Here is a 12,891-nt window from a genome sequence, read left to right as displayed (position 1 = left end):
GCAGCAGGCCCACCACCACCAGCTTGTCGGTGCCGTGGAAATGCGCCGTGATCTCGCGCGCCAGCGCCTCGACCCGCGCCGCGATGGATTTGGCGCTGATCATCTGGTCGATCACATAGGGGCGGTCGGGCATGGTCGGCATCCGGGGTTGTTCGCCTCTTCCTAGCGCCCAATGCCACAGTTGCCTAGGCCGTGACATGCCGCCCGCTTGATCTTGGCCGCCGGTCGGGCCACATCTCGGGCCAAAGAGAGACCCATGCCGACCCATACCGAAACCAAGCGCCTGCCCTATACCGCCCGCCAGATGTACGATCTGGTCGCCGATGTCGCCTCCTATCCGCAGTTCCTGCCCTGGAACTCCGCCGCCCGCATCCGCTCGCGCACGCCCATCGAGGGCGGCGGCGAGGTGATGGAGGCGGACCTGGTGATCAGCTTCAAGGTCTTCCGCGAACGCTTCGGCAGCCGGGTGACGCTCTGGCCCGAGGCGATGAAGATCGACACCGAATATCTCGACGGTCCCTTCCGGTACATGCGGTCGAACTGGGCCTTCCGCGACATTCCGGGGGGCTCTGAGGTCGATTTCCACGTCGACTTCGAATTCCGCAACGCCATCCTGCAAGGCATCATCGGCGTGGTGTTCAACGACGCCATGCACCGCATCGTCCGCGCCTTCGAACGCCGCGCGGCGGACCTCTACGGGCCGGCACCGCTCTGACGCGACGGAAATTCTGCCGGGCGGCGTGACAGGTCACGTCCAAGCGGTGCACACCCATGGCCGGGCGGTTGCAAGGCCCTTAAAGGATTTGCTTCTATTCCATCGCCTCGGCCAGCATCTCCAGCGCGTGCCGCATCGAGGCCTCGCGCACCTTGGCCCGACCGCGCGGGCCGAATTCCACCGTCTCGACCCGCGTCGCCCGGCCCTTGCGCGCGACGCCGAAACAGACCCGGCCCTCGGGCTTGTGCTCGGACGGGCCCGGCCCGGCGATCCCGGTGATCGACACCGCGATATCGGCGCGTGAGTTGGCCAGCGCGCCATCCGCCATCTCGCGCGCAACCTCCTCCGACACCGCGCCATGCGCCTCCAGCGTCTCGGGCCTGACGCCGAGAAGCTCCATCTTCGCCGCGTTGGAATAGGTGACGAAGCCGCGCTCGAACATGTCCGACCCGCCGGGCTCGCCGGTCAGTTCGGCGGCGAGCAGCCCCCCGGTGCAGCTTTCCGCCGTCGCGATGGTCAGCCCCCAGTAGCGCGCCTTGTCCAGCAGCCCCGCAACCGTCACCCCAGCCATGGCTCCACCACTCCATGATAGACCCCCGCCAGCGCCACCGAGCCGATCCCGGCGAAGAGGCCTGCCCAGAGGTCGTCCAGCATCACCCCCGCCGGGCCGCTCATCCGGTCGGCACGGCCCACCAGCCAGGGTTTCCAGATGTCGAACAGCCGAAACAGCAGAAAGGGTCCCAGCCAGCCGGGCCAGGCCCCGGTGGCGAGGTTCGCGATCCCGTGCTGCCAGAGCGGAATGACGGTGAAGGACAGCGCCAGAAGCTGCCCCGCCACCTCGTCGATCACCACTTCCGAGGGGTCCTCGCCCCCCGTCGCCCGCAGATAGAGGGGGACGGCCCAGAAGCCCGTCAGCGTCGCCACGACGAACCCCACGGGAACCGCCAGCGCCCAGCCCGCCTGATAGGCCACGACCGCCAGCGCCACGGTGATCGCGCTGGCCCAGGTTCCGCTGGCCGGCCGCAGGAACCCCGCGCCGAAGAAGGTTGCGATCAGGCGGCTCATGCCGTCACCAGCGTCGCGGTGGCGAGGGCGGCGATCCCTTCCTCGCGTCCGGTGAAGCCCAGCCGTTCCGAGGTCGTCGCCTTGACCGAGACGCGCCCTGCATCGACCCCCATGATCCGCGCCAGTTCTGTTTGCATCTCAATGGCATGCGGGCCGATCTTCGGCCGCTCGCAGACCAGCGTCACGTCGCAGTTTGACAGCCTGTATCCCCGCTCTGCTGCCAGCCCGATGGCATGCGACAAGAAGATATGGCTCGCCGCGCCCTTCCACTGGGGGTCCGAGGGCGGGAAATGCCGCCCGATGTCACCCTCGGCCAAGGCACCATAGATCGCATCGGTCAGCGCGTGCATCCCCACATCGGCATCGGAATGCCCCAGAAGTCCCCGCGAATGGGGCACTTTCACGCCGCACAGCCAGACATGGTCGCCCTCGCAGAAGGCGTGCACATCATAGCCGTTGCCCAGGCGCACATCCATCTTTCGCCCCTTCAGGATCGCCTCCGCCCGGGCGAAGTCGCCCGGATACGTCAGCTTCAGGTTGCTCTCCTCGCCCTCGACGATGGCCACGTCAAGCCCTGCCGCCCGCGCCACCTCCACATCGTCCAGCGCCCCGCCGGGATGTGCCCGGTGCGCCGCGAGGATCGGTGCGAAGCGGAAAGCTTGCGGCGTCTGCGCCCGCCACAGCCCCGCGCGATCCACGGTCCCCGCGACCAGACCCGAAGCCCCGCGCCACAGCGCATCCGCCACAGGCAGGGCCGGGGCCGCGCCCTCGTGCTGCTCCAGCGCCGCCATCAGCCGCCCGACCAGCGTGGGCGAGACCAGGGGCCGCGCCCCGTCATGGATCAGCACCGCCTCGACCCCCGATCCCTCCAGCGCCTCCAGCCCCGCCAGCACCGAGGCATCCCGCGTCGCTCCGCCTTCCACCAGCGGAACGCCCAGCCCCTCGGCCCGCGCCCGGTCCTCCGGGTGGATCACCAGCACCACCCGCATTCCCGCGAAGGCCGCCAGCGTGTGCGCGATGACCGGCTTGCCCGCCAGCAACTGCCATTGCTTCGGCACCTCGCCGCCCATGCGGCTGCCGCGACCGGCGGCGACGATGATCACGGCTGTCTGCATGGCACCTTTCCTCGACCCTGCCTAATCCAGCCGGACCTGCATGACAATCTGGCGCTTCGCAGCGTAAAATGCCTAAAATTTGTGCATCGCATGTTTTTCAGTCATAATCGCCCCGCGCTGCCTTGGTGCGACCCCCGCCTCAGGCTAGCCCTTGATCAATTGCACAAGGACAAGGCTTTGCCCGTTCCCCTCGGCCCGCTGACACTGACTCCACCGGTCTTCCTGGCCCCGCTGGCCGGAATCACCGACTTGCCGTTCCGCCGCCTCGTCGCCCGCTTCGGGGCCGGGCTGGTGGTCAGCGAGATGGTCGCCAGCGCCGAGGTCGTCCGCGCCCAGCCCGAGGCGCGCGCCCGGGCGGAGCTTGGCCTCGGGGAACAGGCGACCTCGGTCCAGCTGGCCGGTCGCGACCCGTACTGGATGGCGGAAGGCGCGCGATTCGTCGAAGGGCAGGGCGCCCGGATCATCGACATCAACATGGGCTGCCCGTCGAAGCGGGTGACGACCGGGCTCTGCGGCTCGGCCCTCCTGCGCGACCTCGACCTCGCGCTGACCCTGATCGAGGCCGTCGTGAAGGCGGTGAAGGTCCCCGTGACCCTGAAGACCCGCCTCGGCTGGGACGACACGCTCCACAACGCCCCCGACCTTGCCCGCAGGGCGGAAGGGGCGGGCGTGCAGATGATCACCATCCACGGCCGCACCCGCTGCCAGTTCTACAAGGGCCATGCCGACTGGGCCGCGATCCGCGCGGTGAAAGAGGCGGTCTCCATCCCTGTCATCGCCAACGGCGACATCACCGACACTGCGACCGCGCGCGAGGCCCTGCGCCAGAGCGGCGCCGACGGGGTGATGATCGGTCGCGGCGCGCAAGGGGCGCCCTGGAAGCTGGCCCAGGTCGCGCATGACCTCTACGGCGCCCCAGCCCCGAAGATCCCCGAGGGCGGCGCACGCGGCCGGATGATCCTCGACCATTATGACGACATGCTCACTTTCTACGGCCCCGAGCTTGGTCTGCGCATGGCCCGCAAGCATCTGGGCTGGTATCTGGACGAAGCGGGCCTGCCCCATGCCCGCGACGCCATCCTCACCTCCACCAGCCCCGCCGAGGTGATCCAGCTTCTGGAACAGGCCTTCGCCGAGCTGGAGCTGGCGGCATGACCCCCTACCGCGCGCCCTATCCGGTGCCGGGCGTCATCTGGGCCTCGCTTCCCTTCCCGACACTTCTCATCGACCAGGCCGCCACGATCCTGGAAGCCAACCCCGCCGCCGAGACCTTCCTCAACACCTCGCAGAAGGCGCTGCGCGGCCAGCCCGTCTTTGACCGTCTCGCCATCGAGGCCCCGATGGACGAGGCGCTGACCCGCGTCCGCGCCAACCAGTCGCCGCTGAACATCAACGACGTCGACGTGACCACCGGCGACCGCCCGCCCTTGCAATGCACCGTCCACCTCGCGCCGATGCACGACAACCCCGGCATCGTGATGCTGATCCTTTCGCCCCGTGAACTTGCCGACCGTCTGGGCCGGTCGATGGGCGCGAAGACCGCCGCCCGTTCGGCCATCGGCATGGCCGAGATGCTGGCGCATGAGATCAAGAACCCGCTTGCCGGCATCTCCGGCGCGGCCCAGCTTCTCAGCATGAACCTCACCCCCGAGGACCAGGAGCTGACTGACCTGATCGTCGAGGAAACCCGCCGCATCGTGAAGCTGCTCGAACAGGTGGAGCAGTTCGGCAACCTCCGCCCGCCTGACCGCAAGCCGGTGAACATTCATGACGCGCTCGACCGCGCCCGCCGTTCGGCGCTGGTGGGCTTCGCCGCGCACATGACCATCGTGGAGGACTACGACCCCTCGCTGCCCCCCACCTTCGCCGACAGCGACCAGCTGATGCAGGTCTTCCTCAACCTGATCAAGAACGCCGCCGAGGCTTGCAAACAGGGCGGCACGATCCGGCTTCGCACCTTCTACGACCTCTCGCTGCGCCTGCGCCGCAAGGACGGCATCTCCGCCGCCCTCCCGCTCAACGTCGAGATCATCGACAACGGACCCGGCCTCCCGCCGGAGATCGCCGCCAACATCTTCGAGCCCTTCGTCTCGGGCCGCGAGAACGGCACCGGCCTCGGCCTCGCGCTGGTGTCGAAGATCATCACCGACCACGAGGGCTGGATCACCGTCGATTCCGCCCCCGGCCGCACTGTGTTCCGCGTTTCGCTTCCCATGGCGCCACGCGAGAAGAAGGAGACCCGCTAGATGGATGGCACCATCCTCGTTGCCGATGACGACCGCACGATCCGCACTGTGCTCACCCAGGCGCTGACCAGGGCAGGGTGCAAGGTCCATGCGACCTCCAGCCTCATGACCCTCATGCGCTGGGTCGAGGAGGGGAAGGGCGATCTGGTGATCAGCGATGTAATCATGCCCGACGGCAACGGCCTCGACGCCTTGCCTCGCATCTCCAAGATGCGCCCCGGCCTGCCGGTGATCGTGATTTCCGCGCAGAACACCATCATGACCGCGATCCAGGCGGCGGAGGCCGAGGCTTTCGACTACCTGCCGAAGCCCTTCGACCTGCCCGACCTGATGAAGCGTTCCGCCAAGGCCCTGGACCAGAAGCGTCACGCCGCCAAGGTCGTGGTCCCCGCGCGCGAGGCCGGGGACGACCTGCCGCTGGTTGGCCGCACCCCCGCGATGCAGGCGCTCTACCGCCTGGTCGCCCGGGTGATGAACACCGAGCTTGCGGTGCTGATCACTGGCGAGAGCGGCACCGGCAAGTCGCTCATCGCCCGCGCGATCCATGATTTCTCCGACCGCCGCACGCTGCCCTTCGTCGTCGCGCAAGCCGCCGACCTGCAAGGCATCGACGGCCCCGCCACGCTCCTCTCCAGGGCGCGCGGCGGTTCCATCGTCTTCGACGAGGTCGCCGATTACGACGCCGACACGCAGGCCCGCGTGGTCCGGATGCTCGACATGCTGGGCGACAAGGCCCCCCGCGTGATGGCCACCAGCCAGACCGACCTTGCCGCCCGTATGGAATCCGGCAAGTTCCGACAGGACCTTTACTACCGCCTCGGCGGCGTCACCCTGCATGTCCCGAGCTTGCGCGAACGGGTCGAGGACATTCCGCTTCTCGCCGAGCATTTCCTCGCCAAGGGCGAGCGCGAGCTTGGCACCATCCGCCGCCTGTCCCAGGGCGCCACCGACCTGATCCGCGCCTACCCTTGGCCCGGCAACGTGCGGCAGCTGGAAAACACCATCCGCCGCCTGCTGGTCACGGCCACGGAGACCGACATCGCGCGGGCAGAGGTCGAACAGGTCCTCGGCCAGCAGCCCAGCCCCGAACCCCTGGCGGGCGTGGGCGAGGGCGACAAGCTTTCTGCGTCCATCGCGCGCCACCTCAAGCGCTACTTCGACCTGCATGGCGGGCAGCTTCCGCCCGCTGGAGTCTACCAGCGCATCCTGCGCGAGGTGGAACTGCCGCTGATCGAGATTGCGCTCGACGCCACCGCCGGAAATCAGGCGAAATGCGCCGACCTTCTGGGCATCAACCGCAACACGTTGCGCAAGAAGATCACCGATCTCGACATCCGCGTGACCCGTCGCCGAAAGTTGATGTAGCGGCGCAACGCCTAGCTGTGTCTTTTCGGTTTCACCTCCCTGCGCGTCTAGATATAGTGGCATTGGGTGGGTCAACCACCGGCTGACGGGCAGGGCACGGTGGAGCGCACAGGTCGCAGGGATGTCTGGCTTCGGTTTTCCCGCCTGCGTCGGCAGCGCCGGGTGCAGACCGCGCTCACGCTGGGCCTCGTCTTCCTCGGCCCCGTCCTCGCCGTCGCCACCTTCCTTGCGCTCGGCCCTTTCAATCAGGACGCAGGCTCGCCCGCGCTGCGGCTGATCCTCTTGGCCGACCTGATCTACGTTCTGGTCATCGCGGCGCTGGTGCTGGCCCGCGTCATCCGCCTGGTCGCCGACCGCCGCTCACGCTCTGCCGGATCGCGCCTGCACCTGCGCCTTTCCGGCGTGTTCATGCTGATCGCGCTGATCCCGACCGTGCTGGTCGCGGTCTTTGCCGTCCTCTCCATCAACATCGGTCTCGAAGGCTGGTTCTCCGACCGCGTCCGCTCCGTCGTCGGCTCCTCGCTTTCCGCCGCCCAGGCCTATGAGGCGGTGCAGCGCGACGATCTCGCCGCCGATGTCGTCACCCTTGCGGGCTACCTGAACGATGCCAAGCGCAAGACCACCTTCCTGCGCGACGACCAGTTGCGCCCGCTCCTCTCCCAGGCGCAGGCCGTCGTCCAGCGCGGGCTGAAAGAGGCTTATCTGGTCGACGGCACCGGCGCGCTCAAGACCCGCGGCGAACGCTCCTACCTCTTCGACTTCGAGGACCTGACCGACGAACAGCTGCGTCTCGCCAAGGAAGGCAATACCGTCCTGATCCCCGACTGGTCGAACAACGAATTCCGCGCGCTGATCCTGCTCGACGCCTATACCGACCGCTACCTCTATGTCACCCGCACGGTCGACGGCTCGATCCTCTCTCTCCTCGATGAAACGCAGGAGACCGTGAAGGTCTACAACCAGCTCGAAAGCGAACGCGGCCGGATCCTGTTCAACTTCGGCCTCATCTACCTTGGCTTCGCACTGATCCTGATCCTTGCGGCGATCTGGCTGGGCCTTTGGTTCGCCGAACGTCTGTCGCGGCCCGTGGGGCGGCTGGCCGGTGCCGCGGAAAGGGTAGGGGGCGGCGACCTCGACGTGCAGGTGATGGAGGAAGAGGGCGATGACGAGATCGCCTCGCTGGGTCGGCTCTTCAACCAGATGACCCGCCAGCTGAAGGGCCAGCGCGAGGCGCTGGTCGAAAGCCACGCCCAGACCGAGACCCGGCGACGGCTCTTCGATTCCGTGCTGTCCAACGTCACCGCCGGCGTGATCGGTCTCGATTCCGACGGCGACATCGATTTCGTGAACCGGGCCGCCGAAAAGCTCCTGGATCTTGCCGATGGCCAGGTGGATACGCCGCTGGCCGCCGCCGTCCCCGAATTCGCCGCGCTCTTTGACCGGCTCCGCGATGGCAGCGCCGTGCAGGAAGAGGTCCGGCTCACCCGGCGCGGCAAGCTCGAAAGCCTTCTCGTCCGCATGTCCACCCGCCGCAGCGAGGACGGGTCGCTGGAAGGCTATGTCGTCGCCTTCGACGATGTGACCGATCTCGTCAGTGCGCAGCGGATGGCAGCCTGGGGCGACGTCGCCCGCCGCATCGCGCATGAGATCAAGAACCCGCTGACCCCGATCCAGCTGTCCGCCGAGCGCATCAAGCGCAAGTTCGCGACCCAGGTCCGCGACCACGAGGATCTGGAGCAATATACCGATGTCATCGTCCGCCAGACGGGCGACCTGCGCCGGATCGTCGATGAATTCTCCAAGTTTGCCCGCATGCCGGAACCCGACCGCCGCGATTGCGACCTCGCTGCCCTGCTGAAGGGCGCGGTGCTGCTGCAGGAAAACGGTCAGCCGGGCGTGCGCTTCGTCAAGGACATCCCGGCCGGGGAACTGCACCTCGACCTCGACGCCACGATGATCGGCCAGGCCTTCACCAACCTGATTAAGAACGCCGGGGAAGCGATTGAAACGTATCAGGAAAAGGTAAAGCCTGTGGACTTCTCCCCCGAGATCCGCGTGACGCTGACCGCTGACGACAGCGAGGCGGTGATCCGCATTATGGACAACGGCACCGGCCTGCCCCCCGACCGCGCACGCCTGTTCGAGCCTTACGTCACCACCCGCGAAAAGGGCACCGGCCTCGGCCTGCCCATCGTCAAGAAGATCATCGAGGAACACGGCGGCACGCTCGCTCTCCTCGACGCCCCCGTTTTCGAGGGCAACGACCACCCCGGTGCCATGGCCGAGATCCGGCTGCCGCGGACCGCCCGCAAGCGGCCGCGCACCCATGTCCCGCTGAAAGCCGCCGCCGGGAAACCCAATGAGAAGGAGGCCCACCCATGAGCATTCTCATCGTCGACGATGAACAGGACATCCGCGAACTGATCGGCGACATCCTGCGCGACGAGGGCTACACCACCCGCCTTGCCGCCAATTCCGACGACTGCATGGCCGAGATCAACGTCGAACCTCCCGCGCTGATGATCCTCGACATCTGGCTCAAGGACAGCCGGATGGACGGGATCGACATCCTGAAAACGGTGAAGCGCGACAACCCCGATATCCCGGTGGTGATCATCTCCGGCCACGGCAACATCGAGATCGCGGTGGCGGCGATCAAGCAGGGCGCCTACGACTTCATCGAAAAGCCCTTCAACATCGACCAGCTGATGGTCGTCGTCGCCCGGGCGATGGAGACCAGCCGCCTACGCCGCGAGAACCAGGAGCTGCGCCGCCGCGACGTCACTTCCTCCGACATGGTCGGATCGTCCCTCGCCTTCAAGACGCTGAAGGCGAACCTCGACAAGGTGACGAAATCCAACGCCCGCGTCATGCTGACCGGCGAGCCCGGCACCGGCAAGGAAATGGCCGCGCGCTACATCCACATGCATTCCAGCCGCGCCGCCGCGCCCTTCATCACCGTCTCCTCCGCCTCGATCGAGCCCGAGCGGATGGAAGAGGTGCTCTTCGGCCGCGAAACCGCCGAACGCGGGGTGGAACCGGGGCTTCTGGAACAGGCGCATGGCGGGATCGTCTATTTCGACGAGGTCGCCGACATGCCGCTCGGCACGCAGGGGAAAATCCTGCGCGTCCTGACCGAACAGCAGTTCACCCGGGCCGGTGGCACCGACAAGGTCCGCGTCGATCTTCGCGTCATCTCCTCCACCTGCCGCGATCTCCGCGCCGAGATCGGCCTCGGCCGCTTCCGGCAGGAACTCTACGACCGGCTGAATGTCGTCCCCATCGCCGTCCCCTCGCTCGCCTCCCGCCGCGAGGACGTGCCCGAGTTGACACGCCACTTCATCGACTGGTTCCACAAGACCCAGGGCCTGCCTAATCGCGCGCTCTCCGAGGAAGCCGACGCCGTTCTTCAGACGCTGCCCTGGCCGGGCAACATCCGCCAGCTGCGCAATGTGATCGAGCGCATCCTGATCCTCGGCGACGGCACCGGCCCGATCGAAACCTCCGAAATCCCCGGCAACGAGCCGAAGCCCGAGGCCGAGGCCACGCTCTCCTTCACCGGCACCATCGCGACCCTCCCGCTCCGCGAGGCGCGGGAACTCTTCGAGCGCGAATACCTGCTGACCCAGATCAACCGCTTCGGCGGCAACATCAGCCGCACGGCAAGCTTCGTCGGCATGGAACGCTCCGCGCTCCACCGGAAGCTCAAGTCGCTGGGCGTGGTGGGGTCCACGCGCGGGGGCAGGGGGTTCAGCGAGTTCGAGGAATAGGCGGGCGGGGGATCACCCCGCCACCAGAACCCTCGCCTCATGTGCCTTCAGCGTCAGCCGGGCGGCAGGGAAAGCCGGGGCAGTCTCGTCCAGTTCGGGGAACAGGGCCAGCACCTCGGCGCGCACCTCGGCGTCCAGCGCGTTGACCGTCCGCTCCGCCGGCTGGAAGCTTTCGGTCCAGCAGCCGTTCGACAGGACGATCTCATGCCGGTCGAAAAGGATATGGACATAGGTCACGCCCCCGGCCGGGCATTCGCGACTGACGCCCGGCGCGTGGATCAGATGTTTTGCGGGGACAAGCACTTCTTCCTCGCCGAAATGCAGCTCGGCCCGTGCGCTGCCGATCAACACCCGGTGCTGCGGCGAAACCAGCAGGGGGCTGTCCGGCCCCGATCCGGCAAGCGCCTCGGGTCCGATCCGTATCGGCTGCAGGCTGGGGCAGCTGACAAGTTCGGCCTGGGTCAGCCTGCGCTGACCGATCCAGCGCAGCGGCTGCAGGCCGTGATCGCGCGTCAGGACAAGATCGCCGGGCTCCAGTGTCTCGACCTCGACCTCTCCCCCATCGGTCATGATCCGGGTGCCCGCGGTGAAGCAGACGATCACCAGATGCTCGATCTCACGGAAGACCAGCGTCCCGACGACCGTGGTGCCATCGCCCGCGAAGAAGGTGATCGTGCCGTTCTCGTGGTCCAGCGGATCGTAGACCAGGTCGATCCGCGCCCAGCCGAAGCCGGTGATGTCCACCGTAAGCGTATCGTTGTCGATCCCGCCCGCGCCACCGTCTATCGATTCATTCAGCGCGACATCGTTGGCGCTGGCGGTGAAGCTGACGAAGAACCGGTCCTGGTCGTCGCCCCCGAACATCCAGTCGCGCCCGGCGCCGCCGTAAAGGATGTCCTGCCCGGCGTCACCGTAGATCGTGTCGTTGTCCGCCCCGCCATACAGCACGTCGTTCCCGGTGCCGCCATACAGGACGTCATCGCCGCCATCGCCCGAAATGGTGTCGTTGTCCGCGCCGCCATACAGAAAGTCGCCGCCGCCCAGACCCGACATGCTGTCGTCGCCCGCGCCGCCATAGAAGATGTTGGTATAGATGTCCGCGCCGGTGGTGGCAGCACCGTCAAAGCCGACCAGCGTATCGTTGAACGCCGAGCCGATGATGCCGTCGACGCCAGAGCCGGTATCGCCAGTCGCATGTCCGCCCGAAAAGCTGTTTGTCGCCAGGTTGATCGAGACCCCAGCGTTGGAATCGCTGTAGTCGACATAGTCCATCCCCGATCCGCCGTTCAGCACATCGGCCCCGGCCCCGCCGTGCAAGGTGTCGTCGCCGGCGCCCCCGTCCAGCGTGTCATTGCCGTCTTCGCCAACCAGAAGATCGTTGCCATCGCCGCCGCTCAGCGAATCCGCGCCCGATCCGCCGTAAAGCGTGTCGTCCCCGGCCTCGCCCGCCAGATCGTCGGCCTCGCTTCCGCCGTACAGCAGATCGTTGTTGTCGCCGCCCCGCAGCGTGTCGACCCCGGCCCCGCCATACAGCGTGTCATTGCCCGTGCCGCCATAAAGCGCGTCGGCTTCCGTCCCGCCGTCAAGGACGTCGTCGCCGGCATCGCCGTAAAGCGTGTCGTTCCCGCCATCGCCGAACAGCGTGTCGGCGCCATCGTTGCCGTAGATGAGATCGCTGTTCGCGCCGCCATAGGCCAGGTCGTTATCAGCCCCGCCGAAGATCCGGTCGTTCCCCGCGTCGCCATACAGGGTATCTGCACCCGCATCGCCATAGATCGTGTCAGCATCGGCGCCGCCATATGCAAGGTCGCCATCCACCCCGCCGTACAGCAGGTCGCTCCCCGCATCGCCGTAAAGCGTGTCGACCCCCGCCGCGCCATAAAGCGTGTCGGCCCCCGCATCGCCGCGCAAAAGGTTCGCCGCGGCATTGCCGGTGATGGTATCGGCAGCTGTGCTGCCGATGACTCCTTCGATCCCGGACAGCACATCGGTCCCGCCCCCGCCCGTGGCGCTGCCGGTGTCGAGGTTCACGTTGACCGCAGATCCGGCGCTCAGATAGCTGGCGATATCGAAACCATCGCCACCAAACAGCGTGTCGTTGCCAGCGTCGCCGGACAGCGTGTCGTCGCCATCCCCGCCATACAGGACATCGGCGCTTGCGCCGCCATAGAGAAGATCGTTCCCGGCATCGCCATAAAGCGTATCGTTCGCGTCCCCGCCATACAGCGTATCGTTCCCGTCTCCGCCGTACAGCGTATCGTTCCCGGTCCCACCGTCCAGCAGGTCGTCGCCTGTGCCGCCATAAAGAAGGTCATTGCCCGACAGACCGCGCAACGTGTCGTTGCCGTCCACGCCAAAGATGACGTCATTGTTATTGCTGTTGGTGTTGCCGGACAGGCTGTCGTTGCCCGTCGTCCCGGTAATAGTCGCCATGGCGCTCCGTTCCCGTTCCCCGCTGATCGTCCACCTGCGATCTTGCTCGTCGCAGCACTTCGAAAATCCGATGCGTCGATTTGGCAAAACCTGAGCATAACGCTAGCAGGTTTGCGACAAAACACCACTTATGTGTTTCGGGTCTGCTACATTAGCCCCATCGCGGCTCCCGGCCAGGAGCT

The 12,891-nt window shown here is 66.9% G+C and carries 10 protein-coding genes and 1 pseudogene; 6 read left to right on the top strand and 5 right to left on the bottom strand.

The window, feature by feature from the left end; translation table 11 throughout:
* Positions 1 to 133 (bottom strand): annotated as a pseudogene (locus V7Q39_RS13955) (hypoxanthine phosphoribosyltransferase); the annotation flags it as partial.
* 123 nt (positions 134 to 256) lie between these two features.
* Between V7Q39_RS13955 and V7Q39_RS13950 the strand changes: the two are divergent.
* Positions 257 to 715 carry a type II toxin-antitoxin system RatA family toxin gene (locus tag V7Q39_RS13950; protein ID WP_333817205.1) on the top strand — a complete coding sequence of 153 codons (459 nt, stop codon included), beginning with the start codon at positions 257 to 259 and terminating at the stop codon, positions 713 to 715.
* Between the two features lie 94 nt (positions 716 to 809).
* Here V7Q39_RS13950 and V7Q39_RS13945 read toward each other — a convergent pair whose 3' ends face one another.
* The 3 genes from V7Q39_RS13945 to V7Q39_RS13935 are packed head-to-tail and all read right to left on the bottom strand — an operon-like array spanning position 810 to position 2,895.
* Positions 810 to 1,277, bottom strand: a complete 468-nt coding sequence (locus tag V7Q39_RS13945; RefSeq protein ID WP_333817206.1) for a CinA family protein — start codon at positions 1,275 to 1,277, stop codon at positions 810 to 812.
* Positions 1,274 to 1,780: a phosphatidylglycerophosphatase A family protein gene (locus tag V7Q39_RS13940; protein ID WP_333817204.1), complete on the bottom strand. Its 507-nt coding sequence runs from the start codon at positions 1,778 to 1,780 to the stop codon at positions 1,274 to 1,276. The genes V7Q39_RS13945 and V7Q39_RS13940 overlap by 4 nt, the downstream gene beginning before the upstream one ends.
* Positions 1,777 to 2,895 (bottom strand): bifunctional 2-C-methyl-D-erythritol 4-phosphate cytidylyltransferase/2-C-methyl-D-erythritol 2,4-cyclodiphosphate synthase, encoded by a 1,119-nt coding sequence (locus V7Q39_RS13935; protein WP_333817203.1) that lies wholly within the window; start codon positions 2,893 to 2,895, stop codon positions 1,777 to 1,779. Before V7Q39_RS13935 ends, V7Q39_RS13940 begins: the two co-directional genes overlap by 4 nt.
* Positions 2,896 to 3,072: 177 nt before the next feature.
* Between V7Q39_RS13935 and dusB the strand changes: the two genes are divergently transcribed.
* The 5 genes from dusB to ntrX all read left to right on the top strand — a co-directional run bounded on the left by dusB (position 3,073) and on the right by ntrX (position 10,276).
* Positions 3,073 to 4,050 (top strand): tRNA dihydrouridine synthase DusB, encoded by a 978-nt coding sequence (gene dusB / locus V7Q39_RS13930; RefSeq protein ID WP_333817202.1) that lies wholly within the window; start codon positions 3,073 to 3,075, stop codon positions 4,048 to 4,050.
* Positions 4,047 to 5,141: a two-component system sensor histidine kinase NtrB gene (locus tag V7Q39_RS13925; protein ID WP_333817201.1), complete on the top strand. Its 1,095-nt coding sequence runs from the start codon at positions 4,047 to 4,049 to the stop codon at positions 5,139 to 5,141. Before dusB ends, V7Q39_RS13925 begins: the two co-directional genes overlap by 4 nt.
* Positions 5,142 to 6,506 carry a response regulator gene (locus V7Q39_RS13920; protein ID WP_333817200.1) on the top strand — a complete coding sequence of 455 codons (1,365 nt, stop codon included), beginning with the start codon at positions 5,142 to 5,144 and terminating at the stop codon, positions 6,504 to 6,506.
* A gap of 99 nt (positions 6,507 to 6,605) precedes the next feature.
* Positions 6,606 to 8,888 carry an ATP-binding protein gene (locus tag V7Q39_RS13915; protein ID WP_443082523.1) on the top strand — a complete coding sequence of 761 codons (2,283 nt, stop codon included), beginning with the start codon at positions 6,606 to 6,608 and terminating at the stop codon, positions 8,886 to 8,888.
* Entirely contained in the window at positions 8,885 to 10,276 is a 1,392-nt protein-coding gene (ntrX, locus tag V7Q39_RS13910; protein ID WP_333817198.1) for a nitrogen assimilation response regulator NtrX, read from the top strand. The genes V7Q39_RS13915 and ntrX overlap by 4 nt, the downstream gene beginning before the upstream one ends.
* Positions 10,277 to 10,288: 12 nt before the next feature.
* Here ntrX and V7Q39_RS13905 read toward each other — a convergent pair whose 3' ends face one another.
* Positions 10,289 to 12,709, bottom strand: a complete 2,421-nt coding sequence (locus tag V7Q39_RS13905) for a Hint domain-containing protein (RefSeq protein WP_333817197.1) — start codon at positions 12,707 to 12,709, stop codon at positions 10,289 to 10,291.
* Positions 12,710 to 12,891: the final 182 nt, after the last annotated feature.

The organism is Tabrizicola sp., from assembly GCF_036781545.1.
GTDB lineage: Bacteria > Pseudomonadota > Alphaproteobacteria > Rhodobacterales > Rhodobacteraceae > Tabrizicola.
Note: the sequence above shows the minus strand (reverse complement) of the source record. Positions and strands in the feature narration are given on the sequence as shown.